The organism is Pseudomonas sp. GW821-FHT09D08, assembly GCF_059416305.1.
In genome coordinates this window covers 375,074-393,241 of the sequence record NZ_JBWKOX010000004.1, presented here as the reverse complement: position 1 = coordinate 393,241, position 18,168 = coordinate 375,074, and the positions used below count along the sequence as shown (strand labels likewise).

Here is an 18,168-nt window from a genome sequence, read left to right as displayed (position 1 = left end):
ACGCTCGAAAAGGGTGCGAAAACCCGCACAACTGTTCAGACCAGTAAGACCACGGCATCTCAACAAACTCGCGCCTCGCAGACGATCCGCGCAGTACTGGCATGGGCTGTGCACTGAGCAAATCCAGAAAATTCCTTCGCCCTTCTCGGAGAGTTGCCATGACCAAGCGCTACAGCGCCCTGCTCACTGCCCTGTTTGCCAGCCTGATGCTGAGCCAGGCACCCGCCCAGGCCAACGGTCTGGACGATATCGTCGCCCGTGGCACCCTCAAGGTCGCCGTGCCCCAGGACTTCCCACCGTTCGGCTCGGTCGGCCCCGACATGAAGCCCCGCGGCCTGGACATCGACACCGCCAAACTGCTGGCCGACCAACTCAAGGTCAAGCTGGAGCTGACCCCCGTCAACAGCACCAACCGCATCCCGTTTCTCACCACAGGCAAGGTCGACCTGGTGATCTCCAGCCTGGGCAAGAACCCCGAGCGCGAAAAGGTCATCGACTTCTCCAAGGCCTACGCACCGTTCTACCTGGCCGTGTTCGGCCCGCCTGATGCCGCCATCAGCAGCACCGACGACCTCAAGGGCAAGACCATCAGCGTGACCCGTGGCGCCATCGAAGACATCGAGCTGACCGCCGTAGCACCGAAGGAAGCCATCATCAAGCGCTTCGAAGACAACAACTCCACCATCGCGGCCTACCTGGCCGGCCAGGTCGACCTGATCGCCAGCGGCAACGTGGTCATGGTGGCGATCAGCGAGCGCAGCCCGAAACGCGTGCCGGCGCTGAAAGTGAAGCTCAAGGACTCGCCGGTGTACGTGGGCGTGAACAAGAACGAGCCGGCGCTTCTGGAGAAGGTCAACCAGATCCTGGTCGCGGCCAAGGCCGATGGCAGCCTGGAAAAGAACGCGATGCAGTGGCTCAAAGAGCCATTGCCTGCTGATCTCTGAAGCGGAGCTGATTGATGGCCTATCAATTCGACTTTGTGCCGGTGCTGGCCAATACCGATCTGCTGTTGCGCGGCGCGCTGTTCACCCTTGAGCTGACGGCCATCGGCGCAATCCTGGGCGTCGCCCTGGGCACTGTCGGCGCCGTGGTGCGGGCGTGGAAGATCCAGCCCTTTGCCTGGTTCTTCGGTGTGTATGTCGAGTTGATCCGCAACACGCCGTTCCTGGTGCAGTTGTTCTTCATCTTCTTCGGCCTGCCCTCCCTGGGATTGAAAATCACCGAGTGGCAAGCAGCCGTATTGGCGATGGTGATCAACCTGGGGGCCTACTCCACGGAGATCATCCGCGCCGGCATCCAGGCCATCCCGCGCGGGCAACTGGAAGCCGCCGCCGCGCTGGCGATGACGCGTTTCGAAGCGTTTCGCCATGTGGTGCTGCTGCCGGCGCTGGGCAAGGTGTGGCCTGCCTTGAGCAGCCAGATCATCATCGTGATGCTCGGTTCGGCGGTGTGTTCGCAGATCGCCACCGAGGAGCTGAGCTTTGCCGCCAACTTTATCCAGTCACGCAATTTCCGCGCGTTCGAAACCTATGCCCTGACCACCCTGGTGTACCTGTGCATGGCGTTGATGATTCGCCAGTTGCTCAACTGGATCGGCCGCCGCTTTGTGATGAGGAACAGCCGATGAGTGATTTTTCCTTCTGGGACATCGTGCGCAACCTGCTTACGGGCCTGCAGTGGACGCTGTTGCTGTCGCTCGTGGCGTTTATCGGCGGCGGCCTGATCGGCTTGCTGGTGATGACCCTGCGCATCAGCCGCAAGGCATTCGCGCGCAATCTTGCGCGTACCTATATCGAGCTGTTCCAGGGCACGCCGCTGCTGATGCAGCTGTTCCTGGTGTTCTTCGGCATCGCCCTGCTGGGGGTGGATATTTCACCCTGGCTGGCAGCGGCGATTGCCTTGACGTTGTTTACCAGCGCCTACCTCGCCGAAATCTGGCGCGGCTGCGTCGACTCCATCGCCCATGGCCAGTGGGAAGCATCGGCCAGCCTGGCGCTGAACCCGCTTGAACAACTGCGCTACGTGATCCTGCCACAAGCCCTGCGCATTGCCGTGGCGCCCACCGTTGGGTTCTCGGTGCAAGTGGTCAAAGGCACCGCCGTCACTTCAATTATCGGCTTTACCGAACTGACCAAGACCGGCGGCATGCTCGCCAACGCCACCTTCGAGCCCTTCATGGTCTACGGCCTGGTGGCCCTCGGTTACTTCCTGCTCTGCTACCCCTTGTCCCTCAGTGCGCGCTACCTGGAAAGGAGACTGCATGCCTCTGCTTAGAATTTCCGCCCTGCATAAGTATTACGGCGATCACCACGTCCTCAAGGGCATCGACCTGACCGTTGAAGAAGGCCAGGTCGTGGCAATCATCGGCCGCAGCGGCTCGGGCAAGTCCACCTTGCTGCGCACCCTCAACGGCCTGGAATCGATCAACGACGGCGTGATCGAGGTGGATGGCGAATACCTCGACGCCGCCCGGGCCGACCTGCGCAGCCTGCGGCAGAAAGTCGGCATGGTGTTCCAACAGTTCAACCTGTTCCCGCACCTTACAGTGGGTGAGAACGTCATGCTTGCACCGCAAGTGGTGCAGAAAGTGCCCAAGGCCAAGGCCGCCCAATTGGCCAGGCAAATGCTGGAACGCGTGGGCCTGGGCGAGAAATTCGACGCGTTCCCCGATCGCCTGTCCGGCGGCCAGCAGCAACGCGTTGCCATCGCCCGCGCACTGGCCATGTCGCCCAAGGTGCTGCTGTGCGATGAAATCACCTCAGCCCTGGACCCGGAGCTGGTCAATGAAGTACTCAGCGTGGTGCGCCAACTGGCCAAGGACGGCATGACCTTGATCATGGTGACGCACGAAATGCGCTTCGCCCGGGAAGTCGGCGACAAGCTGGTGTTTATGCACCAAGGCAAGGTGCACGAAGTCGGCGATCCCAAGGTACTGTTCGCCAACCCGCAAACCCCTGAGTTCGCCAACTTCATCGGCTCGGTGGAACAGCCGGACTGACCAGTTCGAAACTGCCACGCCCCTCCAGCACCACTTGATTGGTGACTTGCAGGGCGTTGGCGGGCAGGTCGGTGTCGACTTCAACCTGGGCAGTCAATCGCTTTCCCACCGCCCGAGCGACCAGGACCTGGCCCGGCAACAACTGCCCGTCGAAGGCCTTACCCGGAAGGTGGGCCTGCGCCCATTCGACGGCACGCCCATCCACCTGGGCGTGCTTGAGAGTCAGGCTGAACCGCCCATGACGCCCAAACCGATAACCTTGCCCGTCGGCCACGCCGGTAAATCGCAATGCGATGGCTGCCGGCTCTGCGCACAGTACGCTCAGGTGCACCCTGCGCGTACCCAGCGCGATTGAACGGCTCTCGACAAGCGCCTCCCGGCGAATGACGCCATAGTCGATATACGGCTGGCTGACGGACAGTTGGCAGTTTTCGGCGCGGACTCCACCGGCCATCGACAGCGTGCAGAGCAATGCGAAAAAACCCGCGATTTTCAGCTTAACGACCATGGCACACCGCCGATGTTGTCTCATAGAACTTGTCATGGTCGACCTTGGTCTCGGGAGCAAGGTTGAGCAGGCAAGAAGAAGAGTCAGGCAATGCAACGCGCAGGTGTTGCGAGTCATTGAAGTCGTTCAGAAAGATCATGCCGTCACCCACCACACTGGTCAGGAAGCGATTGTTTTTGTCGAACACCGAAGCGCCCTGAGGCAGTGTTCGCCCTTGTTGATCAGTGGCCGTGACTAACACACGACGCACTGTCACCACATCGAATGCGACGGTATTGACAGACCCCCGCCCTGGGGCAAGCACCCGGGTGCCGTTCTTCAGGTCAACGCGCTTGGGCAAGGACTGGGTCTGCACTTCGATGCGGCTGTTCGTGTAGGCGGGCAAGCCTGGGATCACGGCCTGCCCGCTGAAGTCGGTCCACACCGGACCGTAGGGCGTGTCGAGTTTGGCAGAGCCGATATCCCCTACCGATGCGATGCCATAGGTGTCCTGGATGGCGTACGGCGAGAAAGTCACGCCGCCCGCGTGGGCCACAACACCACCTTGCAGTTGCCCCGTGTAACTGGTGCCCGATGGGTCGCGACTGACCCCCAGGCCCACGCGGGTGTAACGTGGCATCAGGTCCACCTGGCCGCGTATCGCTTGTTCCCGGACGCTGAGGTCGCGCTCGACACCGACCTCGTAATTCACATATTCATTGACTCGCTCACTGAGCGCCGTACCGGCTCGGGACTGATTGCCACGCCGGCTGACATAGCTGTTCACCCGCCGGTCGCTGCCCAGGGGTACGCTGACCTGCAGCCGCACGGAAAGATCACTGTCCTCGACCGTATCGCGCCGATGGCCCTCACGCAGGGCATCGCGGCGTGCCGAAGTACCGCCTACCTGAGAGTCAGCGACCAATGCGACGTCCGCATAGCGGAACGACTTGTTCCATGCCGCAAACACATGGTCGGCCGATTGCCCATCAAACTGGGAACTGCGGGTATAACCCACGGAAAATGCACCCAGCGTGTTGTCGACCCAGCTCACACCCGCCGTGTACTGCCTCTTGAAGCGTGCGTCCAACTCGTCGGCCCTGGCCGATCGGCCCGCTTCAAGGACCTCGCGATAACCACGGCTTTGCGTAGTGGCACTGAGGTTAAGATCGATATTGGCGTACACCGGGCTGCTTGCGGACACGCTGCTGCGTGATCCGGACACCGCATTACGGCTGTCCCGGGACACGTTGTGACGTGCGCCAACAGACACCCGTTGGAAAAACACGCTGCCCAGGGTGCCTCCTGCCGCCCCATACTCATCGGCGCTCAACAAGCCGAAGCCCGCCGAGGAGTCTCGTCCCAAGCCCCAGGTGCCGCTGCCCATGGCAACGACCGGACTCGGGCCTTCCTCATGCGCATTTCTACGCACCTTGCCCAGGGAGAAATAGTAGCCAGGCTCCGCCGGCGCGCTCCCGGCAAATGAAGCCGCAGGTACCACGAAGCTGCGCTTGGCACCTCGCACATCGATGACGCTGACCTCCAGGTCGCTGGTGCCGTTGAGCAATGGCAGGCCCGTCAGCCGGAACGGTCCCTCGGGCACCAGTGTGCTGTGGATCAACACTCCCGATTGACGGACTTCAATCCGCGACTGACTCTGCGCCAGCCCCTCCACCACAGCATTGTTACTGCCCGCCGGCGTGCGCGACTGACCGTCAGGAAAAAACTGCACACCGGACAGCTGAACACCGCCAAACAGTGGGTTGTTGCTGGAGAGCTGGCCTACCTGAAAGGTCGATTGCAACGCGGCAATATCCCGCTGCGCATAAGCATAAAGATGCTCGTTGCGGGTCACGCCGTTGTCGGACACATAAAACTGGCGACTGCGGACAATCCAATCGCCCAGGTTGAACCCAGCCTCGGTGTAAGCCGAAACAAAACGATTGCTTCCACTGTTCGAATAACTGTCGAATCCCTGCACGTCATAGTTGAACAACGCCGCCGCCCCGCCCCGGGCAAACTGGCCAGCCTCCCACTGCGGTTCACGCAGTGATCCGGTCGGCACTACCAGCGCCACTTCGTCATTGCCTGGGCGCAGCCGCACCATCGTGGCCGGGAAAGCCCCCAGGAAGTCATGGCAGGCCTGGTCTGCAGTAGCCCCCTTGCGGATAATGCCTTCGGGCTTCACCAATCCGGCTTTATCAAGCAGCCCCGGGGTGAAACACAGCTGCCCTTGTGAGTCGAACCGGGCATCGACCAACCCGAGCGGGTTGCCATTGACCCGCAACCCCACCACATGGACACCTTCGCGAAAGCGCGCCGCACTGCGAAAGTAATCGGAGACCTTCGGATCAATGCCGTGGGTAGTCAGGGCCGCCAGGTCGAAACCCTCCCCCAGCTCAATCGCGGGGGCCAGGCAAGGCAAGCCCCACAGTGTCGCCACCCCCATCAGCAGAGTGGGCCGACACGGCCACAAAGGGGCCACTCGTTTGTTATTCGACAGGTTGGCCATGGGTCGATCAACCCCTGTCGGCATTGATCGGGGCCCGGAAGCTGTCCGCCGAAAAGCCGTAAAGTGTAGCCGGCTGGATCTCGACGCCTGTTACCCCTTCCATCACGCCATCCACCTTCAGCGTCAGCGTTTCCCCCGGCAACACGTAAGTGCGCGGCAAGGTTGCCAGGGCGCCTTGTGGCAACAGCCGCACCTCCGGAACCAGGCGCACTACATAGGCACTGTCGTTGTGAACCGTCAGCCCCGCCCCTGCGCGCGTCCACTTCAGCAGTTCCCAGGGCGTGTGATGAACCGGCAGATCTTTCGGGTGAAGGATCAACGGCAAATTCTGCCGCAGCGTGATGCCGATAGTCGCACCGCCTGCGGCGCGCGCCTGGGGGATGCCTTCGAAAGACACGCGTTTCAACCGCTGGGTCTTCAGTGGCTCCTTCAAGGTGCTGATGAAACGCACCAATTGGGTTTCCCCCGCCTCCACGCGGGTAATGGGTGGCGTCACAATTAACAGCGACTCCATATCCTCGGGCACATTCTCTACGACCGAGTGAAGCAGCGCTGGCGCCGCGTCGGTATTCTTGATGTTCAGCGTGGCTTCGCCCTGGGCTTCATAAAGCACAACTACCGTAGTTTCGGGCAACATACCGTCGGCGAATGCAATACCGGTAAAACACAGACACGCGCCCACACAAAACAACCGTGCATTATTTATTAATGAAAGACTAAGCACTCAGTGTTCCCCACGACCTTTAAGTTGTTTTTATCCAGACATCCACATAAAAACAGCCGACAAGAAGCACACAGCTTCTTTATCGGCTGTAGTTCGAGCGCTTAGATGTAACTCAACTCAAGTGTCGCGCGCCCATCCAGGGTAATGTCACGACTCAGGTCCAGATCCTGCCCCCTGTTGATCACCGCCCGCACCGCGATGGTTCCGGTCAATTGAGCGATTGAGGCCGGGGTGATGGTTGTGCCGCTGCGCCATGAATACTGAGTGGGCGATTGGGCGACCTTACCATCGCTGTTCTGCCAGGCACCGCTACCGATACGCATGATGGGAGACAGTACTGTACTCGACGACCTGAGGTCCCTGAGGGTGACCGCAAAGCCTCCGGTTCGCCGGCCGTTCGCAGTGCCCAGGCCATAGTTGTGCACCTCGGTATAGCCTGCGCCGAGCACATTGAGGATGCCCGGGACCTTGCTGGCCGCCTGCAGGTCGACGAATTTCAGTCCGAACGTGGCAGGCGTGGTGCCGCAAGTGACGGTCAACGGGGCGGTTCTTTCCGCCAGTGGGTTGAACGCGGTTGGCAGCAGTTGGCCAGAGGGAATGTCGCCGTAGTTGATGATGCCACCACCGGTCATGCTGAGGTTGCAGGCGGCTGGTTTGATCGTCCCCCTGACGATCAGCTCGGCACTGGTGGATGCATGGACGTTGAGGGCGGCGGCCAGCCAAGCAATACCGAGAGTCAATCCAACAATTTTTTTCATAGTCGACCTGTCACTTAAAGTTGTCAGGCGTACTTATTTTTGCCTTGAAGACGCAAGCCATAAATAAATAACACCACGGCACGATTGCCGAATGACAGTCTGTCGCCTCAAGGCCCGAATGAAGAATAAGGCAATACCGTGTTTAGTGTGGGAGCGATAAAAACAAATTGTCGGCACAACCCACCACGGCAGTAGTCCTGAACATAAAAACCAATAGCGCTCCGTCTCAAAAGTTGTAGGCGAAATCAAATATCGCCTTATAAAAATCCGAAGTTATATTCCCCTACAGAACTACGCGTATGCGCCAACAGAACCATGGAAAGACACCCTACACTTTCCACAAAAATCCCCTACAGACGAGCGCAGAGAAATTCACGGAGCACTACGCGTTGGCGTCAGCGGTCGATCGTGGCACGATGGTAAGGTTATCGACCGAGACCCCCTAACCATGCCGCAATCCCAAGCCAAGAATCTGTCCCTGATCGCCGCCATCGACCTGGGCTCCAACAGCTTTCACATGGTCGTGGCCAAGGCCCAGAACGGCGAAATCCGCATCCTTGAGCGGCTCGGCGAAAAAGTGCAGCTGGCTGCCGGGATCGACGACGAGCGCCAGCTCAATGAAGAATCCATGCAGCGCGGGCTCGATTGCCTCAAGCGTTTTGCACAGCTGATCAACGGCATGCCCCTCGGCGCCGTGCGAATCGTCGGCACCAACGCCCTGCGCGAAGCCCGTAACCGGGGCGAATTCATCCGTCGCGCCGAGGAGATCCTCGGTCACCCGGTGGAAGTCATTTCCGGCCGTGAAGAAGCACGCCTGATCTACCTCGGCGTGTCGCATACCCTGGCCGATACCCCTGGCAAGCGCCTGGTGGCGGACATCGGCGGCGGCAGTACCGAGTTCATCATCGGCCAGCGCTTCGAACCGCTGCTGCGCGAAAGCCTGCAGATGGGCTGTGTCAGTTATACCCAACGCTATTTCAAGGACGGCAAGATCACCCCGGCGCGCTACGCCCAGGCCTACACGGCAGCGCGTTTGGAGATCATGAGCATCGAGCACGCCCTGCACCGCCTGACCTGGGATGAAGCCATCGGCTCGTCCGGCACCATCCGTGCCATCGGCCTGGCGCTCAAGGCCGGCGGCCATGGTACCGGTGAAGTCAACGCCGAAGGCCTGGCCTGGCTCAAGCGCAAGCTGTTCAAGCTGGGGGATGCCGAGAAGATCGACTTCGACGGCATCAAGCCCGACCGTCGCACCATCTTCCCGGCCGGCCTGGCGATTCTCGAGGCGATCTTCGACGCCCTCGAACTGCAACGCATGGACCACTGTGACGGCGCCCTGCGCGAAGGCGTGCTGTATGACCTGCTGGGCCGCCATCACCATGAAGACGTGCGAGAGCGCACGCTCACCTCGCTGATGGAGCGCTATCACGTCGACCAGGAGCAGGCAGCCCGCGTGGAGCGTAAAGCCCTGCATGCGTTCGACCAGGTCGCCGAAGACTGGGACCTGGAAGACGGCGTATGGCGCGAACTGCTCGGCTGGGCGGCCAAGGTGCATGAAGTGGGCCTGGATATCGCCCACTACCACTACCACAAGCACGGCGCCTACCTGATCGAGCACTCCGACCTGGCGGGTTTCTCCCGGGAAGACCAGCAGATGCTCGCACTGCTGGTGCGCGGCCATCGTCGCAATATTCCCAAGGACAAGTTTGCCGAGTTCGGCGATGAAGGCATCAAGCTGATCCGCCTGTGCGTGCTGCTGCGCTTTGCGATCCTGTTCCACCACATTCGCGGCACCCAGCAGATGCCCCAGGTGACCCTGCGCGCCAATGGCGACAGCCTGGATGTCGTGTTCCCGAAAGGCTGGCTGGATGAGAACCAGCTGACCCAGGCGGACTTCGCCCAGGAAGCGGAGTGGCTGACGCGGGTGGGGTTCAGCCTGAACCTGCGCTAACCCGATCTCATGAACACTGCAAAAACAAATGTGGGAGGGGGCTTGCCCCCGATTACGGTGTGTCAGTCGCGAATACTTTGACTGAACCACCGCAATCGGGAGCAAGCCCCCTCCCACATTTTCAGAGCGTGTTGTCTGTTAGTTCACCGACAGAATCGGGCTACCCAACTTTTCCAGCAACGTCGCCTGGGCGCTGCGCGGATTCTGGTTGCCGGTCGGCGTGTTACGCACGTAACGGCCATCCGACTGCAGGCTCCAGCTGTGGGTGTTATCGGTGAGGTAGCTTTCCAGCTCCTTCTTGACCCGCATGATCAGCTTCTTGCCCTCGACCGGGAAGCAGGTCTCCACACGCTTGTCGAGGTTGCGCTCCATCCAGTCGGCACTGGAGAGGAACATCTGCTCCTCGCCGCCGTTGAGGAAGTAGAACACCCGCGTGTGTTCCAGGAAGCGGCCGATGATCGAGCGCACATGGATGTTATGCGACACGCCGACAATGCCCGGACGCAGGCAGCACATGCCGCGCACCACCAGGTCGATACGCACGCCGGACTGGCTGGCCTTGTACAGCGCGCGGATGATCTTCGGGTCGGTCAGCGAGTTGAACTTGGCGATGATGTGCGCCGGTTTGCCCTCGAGGGCGAACTGGGTCTCGCGGGCAATCATGTCGAGCATGCCCTTCTTCAGGGTGAACGGCGCGTGCAGCAGCTTCTTCATGCGCAAGGTCTTGCCCATGCCGATCAATTGGCTGAACAACTTGCCGACGTCCTCACACAAGGCGTCGTCGGAAGTCAGCAGGCTGTAGTCGGTATAGAGCTTGGCGTTGCCGGCGTGGTAGTTGCCGGTACCCAGGTGGGCGTAACGCACGATCTCACCGGCTTCGCGGCGCAGGATCAGCATCATCTTGGCGTGGGTCTTGAAGCCAACCACGCCGTAGATCACTACCGCGCCGGCCGCTTGCAGGCGGCTGGCCAGTTGCAGGTTCGACTCTTCGTCAAAGCGCGCCCGCAACTCGATCACCGCAGTGACTTCCTTGCCGTTGCGCGCAGCGTCTACCAGCGCGTCGACGATTTCCGAGTTGGCACCGGAACGGTACAGGGTCTGGCGCACGGCCAATACGTGCGGGTCCTTGGCGGCCTGGCGCAGCAGATCGACCACCGGGGTGAAGGACTCGAACGGGTGCAGCAGCAGGATGTCCTGCTTGCTCACCACGCTGAAGATGTTCTCGCTGTTTTGCAGCAGTTTCGGGATCTGCGGGGTGAACGGGGTGTATTGCAGCTCCGGATGGCTGTCCAGGCCGGTGATGCTGAACAGGCGCGTGAGGTTCACCGGGCCATTGACCTGGTACAGCTCGGTCTCGCCCAGGTTGAACTGCTTGAGCAGGTAGTCCGACAGGTGTTTCGGGCAGGTGTCGGCCACTTCCAGGCGTACCGCATCCCCGTAGCGCCGCGAGAACAGCTCACCGCGCAGGGCACGGGCCAAGTCTTCGACGTCTTCGGAATCCAGCGCCAGGTCGGCGTTACGGGTCAGGCGGAACTGGTAGCAGCCCTTGACCTTCATGCCTTGGAACAGGTCATCGGCGTGGGCATGGATCATCGACGACAGGAATACATAGTTGTCGCCAGCGCCCCCCACCTCTTCGGGTACCTTGATAATCCGTGGCAGCAAGCGTGGCGCCGGGATGATCGCCAGGCCCGAATCGCGACCGAAGGCGTCGATCCCTTCCAGCTCGACGATGAAGTTCAGGCTCTTGTTCACCAGCAGCGGGAACGGGTGCGTCGGGTCCAGGCCGATCGGCGTGATGATCGGCGCGATTTCGTCGCGGAAGTAGCGACGCACCCAGGTCTTGATCTTGGTGGTCCAGTGGCGGCGACGGATGAAGCGAACCTGATGTTTTTCCAGCTCCGGCAGCAGGATGTCATTGAGGATCGCGTACTGGCGATCCACATGACCGTGCACCAGCTCGCTGATGCGCGCCAGCGCCTGGTGCGGCTGCAGGCCGTCCGCGCCAGCTTGTTCACGGGCGAAGGTGATCTGTTTCTTGAGGCCGGCGACGCGGATCTCGAAGAACTCATCCAGGTTGCTGGAGAAAATCAGCAGGAATTTCAGGCGTTCCAGCAACGGGTAGGACTCATCCAGTGCCTGTTCAAGCACGCGGATGTTGAATTGCAGTTGTGACAGCTCGCGGTGGATGTACAGGCTGCTGTCATCCAGGTTGGTCACCACGGCGGCCACCGGCGCCGGGGCTGGCGCTTCGGCGACCACCACAGGCGCGGCCGGCTCGTGCTCCGGCGGGGTCTCGGTGACTTGTTCCACCACCGGGTGAGCGTCTTTTACGGCAACTTCGGAGAGTCCTTCGGTATTCATCGAATGTTCCTGTGAGGGCTATTGTTGCTCTCTAAGCAATTGGGCGGCGCGGGCGGCGAAATAGGTCAGGATGCCATCAGCCCCGGCACGTTTAAAGGCCGTCAAGGATTCTAGGATTACCCCTTCACTCAACCAGCCATTTTGTATTGCAGCCATGTGCATGGCGTATTCGCCACTGACCTGATACACAAAGGTCGGCACTTTGAATTCCTCTTTGACCCGGTAAAGGATGTCCAGGTACGGCATCCCCGGCTTGACCATCACCATGTCGGCGCCTTCGGCCAAATCGGCCGCCACTTCGTGCAAGGCTTCATGGCTGTTGGCCGGGTCCATCTGGTACGAAGCCTTGTTGGCCTTGCCCAGGTTCAGCGCCGAGCCCACCGCATCGCGAAACGGGCCGTAGTAGGCGCTGGCGTACTTGGCCGAGTAGGCCATGATCCGCACATTGACGTGGCCGGCCAGTTCCAGGGCTTCGCGAATCGCCTGGATGCGGCCGTCCATCATGTCCGACGGCGCAACCACCTGGGCGCCTGCTGCCGCATGGGACAAGGCCTGCTTGACCAGCGCATCGACGGTAATGTCGTTCTGAACATAGCCGTCTTCGTCAAGAATGCCATCCTGCCCGTGGGTAGTGAACGGGTCCAACGCCACGTCGGTGATCACCCCCAGCTCCGGGAAACGCTCGCGCAGGGCGCGGGTGGCGCGCTGGGCGATACCGTCCGGGTGCCAGGCTTCGGCAGCATCAAGGGACTTGAGTTCAGACGGCGTGACCGGAAACAACGCCAACGCCGGAATCCCCAGGTCGACCCAGCCCGCCGCCTCTTCAAGCAGCAGATCAATGGTCAGACGCTCTACACCCGGCATCGACGATACCGCTTCCCGGCGATTTTCGCCGTCGAGCACAAACACCGGCAGGATCAGATCATCCGTAGTCAGTACGTTTTCACGAACCAGGCGGCGAGAAAAATCATCACGACGATTACGACGCAGGCGGGTAGCAGGGAACAGGCGATTGGCAGGGGTAAAGCTCACGACAGACTCCTGAGCCCGGGTTCACGGGCGAGCGTTGCAGTTATAAGCGGGCATTATGACGAAGGTATGACAGTTGTGCTTAACGATGCGACCTGTAGTCGCATTCGTCGCCCAATGTAGGAATTGTTCACTTCGTGACACATCTCGATACTTTCATGAATGTTCACGAAGGCGTAGGCTGCGCGTTCATTTCGCCAGCACCCAGACCATGCTTCAACAATTTCTGCATGACTTCGGCTACTTTGCCCTCTTCCTAGGCACGTTCTTCGAAGGCGAAACCATCCTGGTTCTCGCAGGCTTCCTGGCGTTCCGTGGGTACATGGATATCAACCTGGTGGTGGTCGTTGCCTTCTTCGGCAGCTACGCCGGCGACCAGCTTTGGTATTACATGGGGCGCAAGCACGGCCGCAAACTGTTGGCGCGCAAGCCGCGCTGGCAATTGATGGGCGACAAGGCCCTGGAACATATCCGCAGGCACCCGGATATCTGGGTGCTGAGCTTCCGCTTTGTCTATGGATTACGCACGGTGATGCCGGTGGCCATTGGTCTTTCCGGTTACCCACCGATGCGCTATCTGATCCTCAACGGTATCGGCGCCGCGATTTGGGCTGCCGCGTTGGGGGCTGCGGCTTATCACTTTGGCGCGGTGCTGGAAGGCATGCTTGGCAGCGTCAAGAAATACGAGTTGTGGGTACTGGGCGCCTTGCTGTTGCTGGGCTTTGGCCTGTGGCTGCGCCGCCGCTTCAAGAACGCACGCATCGCCCGCCAGGCCTGTGCCGATGCCAAGGCGCGGCTTGCCGCCGCCGAGCCCGTCCCGTTAGAAGCGCCTAAGACACCAGTCGAGTAAGCCGGCCCCTGCAACAGTAGAGGCCAATCACGCTGAGCAGGCTGTAGCTCACCAGGCCCAGCCAGCCCAGGTTGCTGGCCGGCCACAGCCCGACCAGCGGCGCCAGCCATACCAACGGCACATTCAGCGCCAGGCGCATCAGCTCTGCCTTTAACGCCCACGGGCGATTCTCCAGGGCCACCCCTAGGGTAAACAATCCAAGCGCCATCGCCCCCCAGCCGACAACCAGCGCTGCGCTGGGCAGGCCCTCGCCGAAATTCATCAAGTAGCTGCCAAACCCCACATACGCCGCGAACTGCAGGGCGATATAGACCTGTTGGCGCGTGTCCAGCGGCACGTCGAATTTGCGGAACTGGCTCAAGTCGGGCTTGGCCAATGGATACTTGGCCTTCACGTCCGCCGGGCGCCAACCGGTACGCATGAACCAGATGCGCAGCTTGTCCCACTTACTTTCGGTACGCCGTGCATCACGCCAAAGCTGTGCATAAAACTGCAGGTTGGCCCATAACGGGTTCCAGCTGGCCAAGGGTGTGGTCACGCCGAAAATCACCGGTTCGTTGTCGTCTTCTTCCTGGAAGGTGCCGAACAGCCGGTCCCAAAGAATGAACACACCGCCGTAGTTGCGATCCATGTAGAGAGCGTTCTGTGCATGGTGGGCCCGATGATTGGAGGGCGTGACGAAAAACCACTCGAACCAGCCAAGCTTGGGCACGTGCCGGGTATGCACCCAGAATTGATACAACAGGTTGAGGGACGCCACGCTGATAAACACCACCAGCGGTACGCCAAGCACGGCCAGGGGCAGGTAGAAGATCCAGCTCAGCAGGAAGCCGGTGCTGGTCTGGCGCAGGGCGGTGCTGAGGTTGTAGTCCTCGCTCTGGTGATGCACCGAGTGCGCGGCCCACAGGATGTTGCGCTCGTGCCCCATCCGGTGCAGCCAGTAGTAGCAGAAGTCGTAGAACACAAAGGCGAATACCCAGGTCCAGACACTCTGGGCAGGCAGTTCGATCAACGCCAGGTGCTTGAGGGCGAACGCGTAGGTCAGCAGCCCCACCCCCTTGGTCAACAGCCCGGTGGTGGTGGACAGCACGCCGGTGCTGAGGCTGTTGATGGCGTCCGCCACCCGGTAGTTGCGCTGGCCACGCCAGCGGTCGGCGAGCAGCTCCACCACAATCAAGGCAATGAAAAACGGTACCGCGTAAGGCACGAAGTCCATGGTCTGGTCCGGTCTATTTTTGTTACATCAAGATTAGGTGCAGCGGCGCGAGATCCCATTGGCAACAGGTTACAAATTAGTAGACATTTAACGCCAAGACTCCAGGAGAAATGCCCATGAGCAAAAAGATTGCAGTGATCCTTTCCGGCTGCGGCGTGTACGACGGCGCAGAGATCCACGAAAGCGTGATCACCCTGCTGCGCCTGGATCAGCGCGGCGCTCAGGTCCAATGTTTTGCACCCGATATTGCCCAGTTACACGTGATCAACCACCTGACCGGCGAGGAGATGCCCGAGTCGCGCAATGTGCTGGTGGAGTCGGCCCGCATTGCCCGGGGCGAGGTCAAGGATATTCGAGACGCCAACGCCGACGAGTTCGATGCGCTGATCGTACCCGGTGGGTTTGGTGCGGCGAAGAACCTGTCGAACTTTGCCGTCGAGGGCGCGGGTTGCAGCGTCAACCCGCAGGTGCTGGAACTGGCCGAAGCCTTTGCCGAAGCGGGCAAGCCGGTGGGGCTGATCTGCATTTCTCCGGCCCTGGCCGCGAAGATCTACGGCCCGGGCGTGACCTGCACCATCGGCAATGACACCGACACTGCCGCAGCCCTGGACAAGATGGGCGCCACCCATCAGGAATGCAGCGTGGAAGACATTGTCGAGGACACCGCACGCAAGTTGGTCAGTACGCCCGCCTATATGCTCGGCAAAAACATCAGTGAAGTGGCTTCAGGCATCAACAAGCTGGTGGACCGTGTGCTGGAGCTGACCCACGAGAACGATTAGTGGCGATGCCGGGCTCCCTCTCCACCGGATCAGGACTGGCGCATTAACCGCGTCAGTATCCTGTCGAGTGCGTTGGCAAACGCCTGCTTGTCCTTCTCCCCATGGGGCGGTGGTCCACCGCCCATCTGGCCCTGCTCGCGCAGGTCGGTAAAAAGGTTGCGCACCGCCAACCGCTCACTCATGTTTGCCGGGCTGAACTCCTTGCCCCGTGGGTCGAGGGCCGTGACGCCCTTCTTCACCAGGCGGTCGGCCAGGGGCACATCGCTGCAGATCACCAGTTCACCGGGCACGGCGTGCTCCACCAAATAGTCATCTGCTGCGTCCGGGCCGCTGGGCACCACGATCAACTTCACGCACGAGAAGCTCGGCTTGATCTGGCTCTGCCCCGCCACCAATACAACTTCGAACTGGCGCTTGAGGGCGAACTTCACCACCTGGTCCTTGGCGGCCCGGGGGCAGGCGTCCGCATCGATCCATACGCGCATTTTATGCCGCCACTCGCTGCTTTTCTGCCAGCCGGCTGCGGCCGTAGAGCACCACAATGGCCAGGATCGCCACGGCCTGTGCGCTCAACGAGTACGCATCGGCGTGGATGCCCAGCCAGTCGAAGTCAAAGAACGCCACTGGCCGCGTGCCGAAGATGCCGGCTTCCTGCAACGCCTTGACGCCATGCCCGGCGAACACCACCGACAACGCGCACAACAGCCCCGCATTGATGCCGAAAAACAGCGCCAGCGGCAGTTTCGCCGAACCGCGCAGGATCACCCAGGCCAGGCCCACCAGCAGCACCAACGCCGTGGCACCACCCGCCAGCACCGCGTTGTGCCCGGCCGGGCCCGCTTGCAGCCACAGGGTTTCGTAGAACAGGATCACTTCGAACAGCTCACGGTAGACCGAGAAGAACGCCAATATCGCAAAACCGAAACGTCCACCACCGCCCACCAGGCTGCTCTTGATGTAGTCCTGCCACGCCGCGGCATGGCGACGGTCGTGCATCCACACGCCAAGCCACAGCACCATCACACTGGCGAACAGCGCCGTGCAGCCTTCGAGCAATTCGCGCTGGGCGCCGCTGACATCAATCACATACGCCGCCAGCGCCCAGGTGGCCAAGCCGGCCAAGAGCGCCAGGCCCCAGCCGACGTTGACGCTGCGCACCGCCGATTGCTGGCCGGTGTTGCGCAGGAACGCGAGGATCGCCGCCAGCACCAGGATGGCTTCCAGGCCTTCACGCAGCAGGATCAGCAGACCGGAGATGTAGCTCAACGACCAGCTCAAGCCATCGCTGCCCAGCAAGCCTGCGGACTCGGTGAGCTTGCCCTTGGCCACGTCCAGGCGCTGCTGCACCTGCTCGATCGGCAGACCGTCCTGTAACGACTGCCGGTAAGCCATCAGGGCCTTCTCGGTGTCCTTGCGCACGTTGGCATCGACGTTATCCAGTGAGCTTTCCACCAGCTCAAAGCCTTCCAGGTACGCCGCCACCGACAAGTCATAGGCTTGCTCGTGGTCACCGCTACGGAACGCCGCGAGGCTCTTGTCCAGGGTGCTGGCGGTGTAATCGAGCAACTGCGCCGGGCCGCGCTTGACCTGCGGCGGTTGCGCACGCTGGGCGCGGAAGGTCGCGGCAGCGGTTGGGCCGCTTGCGGCCAGCATTTCATTAGGCGTCTGGCGGGCCAGGTCGGCAAGGTTGAAGGGCTGCTCGCTTTTCGCCGCAGCCGGGTCGGCGGTGAAGCCGGCAATGTAGGTGGCCAGGTCCCAGCGCTGGCGGTCGTCCAGTTGGTCGGCGAAGGACGGCATGTCAGTGCCTTCGACACCCAGACCCAGGGTGTTGTAGATCGCGTAGAGGCTCAGGCGATCCAGGCGCGCAGCATCCGTCAAATTGGCCGGAGGCGGCGTCATCCCCACGCCGGCCGGACCATCGCCGGCACCGGCAGTGCCGTGGCACACCGAACAGTGCTGGGCGTAGAGCGGTGCGCCGCGCGTCGGGTCGGGCGTGATGGCCGGGGCTTGGCTGACTTCATACGCGACTGCCAGCTTGGCGCCCAACTGGCGGGCCTGGCGAGCGACGGTCGCGCCGTCTGCATGGGCGGTGACAGCCGCCAGCAGTTCCTCGACCCCCTTCACCAGCTCCGCGCGCTCGGGCTTTTGCGGCAAATCCGCCACCAACCCCTGCAATACCCCGAGAAACTCTACCTGCTCACGGTATTCCGAATCATCCACCACCTTGCCCGCCGCCACCGTCGGTGGGTAGTCGGCACCAATGTAGTCCAGCAGATGCAGGGCTTGTGGCGCGCCCTCGGCCGTCGCGGCCAGCAGGTTGAAGCTGCACGACATCAAGGCCGGCAACAGCAGCCAGGCGAGAAAACGGAAGGGCGCAATCATGAACGAATCTCAAGTGGAAATACGAAGTAACACATTGTTAAGCGTTAAAGGGTTTGACTCAAGGCGTTAGTGATTTGTCGTTTGGGAGAACGGGCATTTGAGAGATACGTTAGTG

Annotated in this window: 16 protein-coding genes; 7 read left to right on the top strand and 9 right to left on the bottom strand. The window is 61.2% G+C overall.

Annotated elements, in window-relative coordinates; all coding sequences use genetic code 11:
• Positions 1-158: 158 nt before the first annotated feature.
• The 4 genes from AC07OP_RS10810 to AC07OP_RS10795 are packed head-to-tail and all read left to right on the top strand — an operon-like array spanning position 159 to position 2,998.
• Positions 159-944: a transporter substrate-binding domain-containing protein gene (locus AC07OP_RS10810; RefSeq protein ID WP_092355803.1), complete on the top strand. Its 786-nt coding sequence runs from the start codon at positions 159-161 to the stop codon at positions 942-944.
• A 14-nt stretch (positions 945-958) separates the two neighbouring features.
• Entirely contained in the window at positions 959-1,627 is a 669-nt protein-coding gene (locus AC07OP_RS10805) for an amino acid ABC transporter permease (RefSeq protein ID WP_017736949.1), read from the top strand.
• The gene (locus AC07OP_RS10800; protein WP_027608359.1) at positions 1,624-2,274 is read left to right on the top strand and encodes an amino acid ABC transporter permease; all 651 of its coding nucleotides are present in this window, start codon (positions 1,624-1,626) and stop codon (positions 2,272-2,274) included. The genes AC07OP_RS10805 and AC07OP_RS10800 overlap by 4 nt, the downstream gene beginning before the upstream one ends.
• Complete coding sequence (locus AC07OP_RS10795; protein WP_065938032.1) at positions 2,261-2,998, top strand: amino acid ABC transporter ATP-binding protein; 738 nt, start codon at positions 2,261-2,263, stop codon at positions 2,996-2,998. The genes AC07OP_RS10800 and AC07OP_RS10795 overlap by 14 nt, the downstream gene beginning before the upstream one ends.
• Here the strand turns inward: AC07OP_RS10795 and AC07OP_RS10790 are convergent.
• The 4 genes from AC07OP_RS10790 to AC07OP_RS10775 form a co-directional block, all read right to left on the bottom strand.
• Entirely contained in the window at positions 2,970-3,506 is a 537-nt protein-coding gene (locus AC07OP_RS10790) for a DUF1120 domain-containing protein (RefSeq protein WP_495100854.1), read from the bottom strand. The genes AC07OP_RS10795 and AC07OP_RS10790 overlap by 29 nt on opposite strands.
• On the bottom strand, positions 3,496-5,997 hold the full coding sequence (locus AC07OP_RS10785) for a fimbria/pilus outer membrane usher protein (protein ID WP_495100853.1): 2,502 nt from the start codon (positions 5,995-5,997) through the stop codon (positions 3,496-3,498). Before AC07OP_RS10785 ends, AC07OP_RS10790 begins: the two co-directional genes overlap by 11 nt.
• A gap of 7 nt (positions 5,998-6,004) precedes the next feature.
• Complete coding sequence (locus tag AC07OP_RS10780) at positions 6,005-6,721, bottom strand: fimbria/pilus chaperone family protein (protein ID WP_495100852.1); 717 nt, start codon at positions 6,719-6,721, stop codon at positions 6,005-6,007.
• Between the two features lie 101 nt (positions 6,722-6,822).
• Entirely contained in the window at positions 6,823-7,479 is a 657-nt protein-coding gene (locus AC07OP_RS10775) for a DUF1120 domain-containing protein (RefSeq protein WP_065938028.1), read from the bottom strand.
• 448 nt (positions 7,480-7,927) lie between these two features.
• Here AC07OP_RS10775 and ppx point away from each other — a divergent pair, with 448 nt between their 5' ends.
• Positions 7,928-9,430 carry an exopolyphosphatase gene (gene ppx / locus AC07OP_RS10770; RefSeq protein ID WP_027608352.1) on the top strand — a complete coding sequence of 501 codons (1,503 nt, stop codon included), beginning with the start codon at positions 7,928-7,930 and terminating at the stop codon, positions 9,428-9,430.
• Positions 9,431-9,568: 138 nt separating this feature from the next.
• Here the strand turns inward: ppx and ppk1 are convergent, their stop codons facing one another.
• Both ppk1 and hemB read right to left on the bottom strand, forming a co-directional pair.
• Positions 9,569-11,794: a polyphosphate kinase 1 gene (gene ppk1 / locus AC07OP_RS10765; RefSeq protein ID WP_027608351.1), complete on the bottom strand. Its 2,226-nt coding sequence runs from the start codon at positions 11,792-11,794 to the stop codon at positions 9,569-9,571.
• Between the two features lie 18 nt (positions 11,795-11,812).
• A complete protein-coding gene (gene hemB, locus AC07OP_RS10760; RefSeq protein ID WP_495100851.1) occupies positions 11,813-12,826 on the bottom strand; it encodes a porphobilinogen synthase in 1,014 nt (337 codons plus the stop codon).
• 208 nt (positions 12,827-13,034) lie between these two features.
• Between hemB and AC07OP_RS10755 the strand changes: the two genes are divergently transcribed.
• Positions 13,035-13,673 (top strand): DedA family protein, encoded by a 639-nt coding sequence (locus AC07OP_RS10755; protein ID WP_495100850.1) that lies wholly within the window; start codon positions 13,035-13,037, stop codon positions 13,671-13,673.
• Here the strand turns inward: AC07OP_RS10755 and AC07OP_RS10750 are convergent.
• Positions 13,654-14,889: a sterol desaturase family protein gene (locus AC07OP_RS10750; protein WP_495100849.1), complete on the bottom strand. Its 1,236-nt coding sequence runs from the start codon at positions 14,887-14,889 to the stop codon at positions 13,654-13,656. The two genes, AC07OP_RS10755 and AC07OP_RS10750, sit on opposite strands and share 20 nt — an antisense overlap.
• 116 nt (positions 14,890-15,005) lie before the next feature.
• On the opposite strand from AC07OP_RS10750, the gene elbB reads away from it, so the two are divergent.
• Positions 15,006-15,671, top strand: coding sequence for an isoprenoid biosynthesis glyoxalase ElbB (gene elbB, locus AC07OP_RS10745; protein WP_495100848.1), 666 nt, complete (start codon positions 15,006-15,008; stop codon positions 15,669-15,671).
• 29 nt (positions 15,672-15,700) lie between these two features.
• Here elbB and AC07OP_RS10740 read toward each other — a convergent pair whose 3' ends face one another.
• Positions 15,701-16,156: a YaiI/YqxD family protein gene (locus AC07OP_RS10740; RefSeq protein WP_115485510.1), complete on the bottom strand. Its 456-nt coding sequence runs from the start codon at positions 16,154-16,156 to the stop codon at positions 15,701-15,703.
• Between the two features lies 1 nt (position 16,157).
• The gene (locus tag AC07OP_RS10735; RefSeq protein WP_495100847.1) at positions 16,158-18,053 is read right to left on the bottom strand and encodes an FTR1 family protein; all 1,896 of its coding nucleotides are present in this window, start codon (positions 18,051-18,053) and stop codon (positions 16,158-16,160) included.
• Between the last annotated feature and the right edge of the window lie 115 nt (positions 18,054-18,168).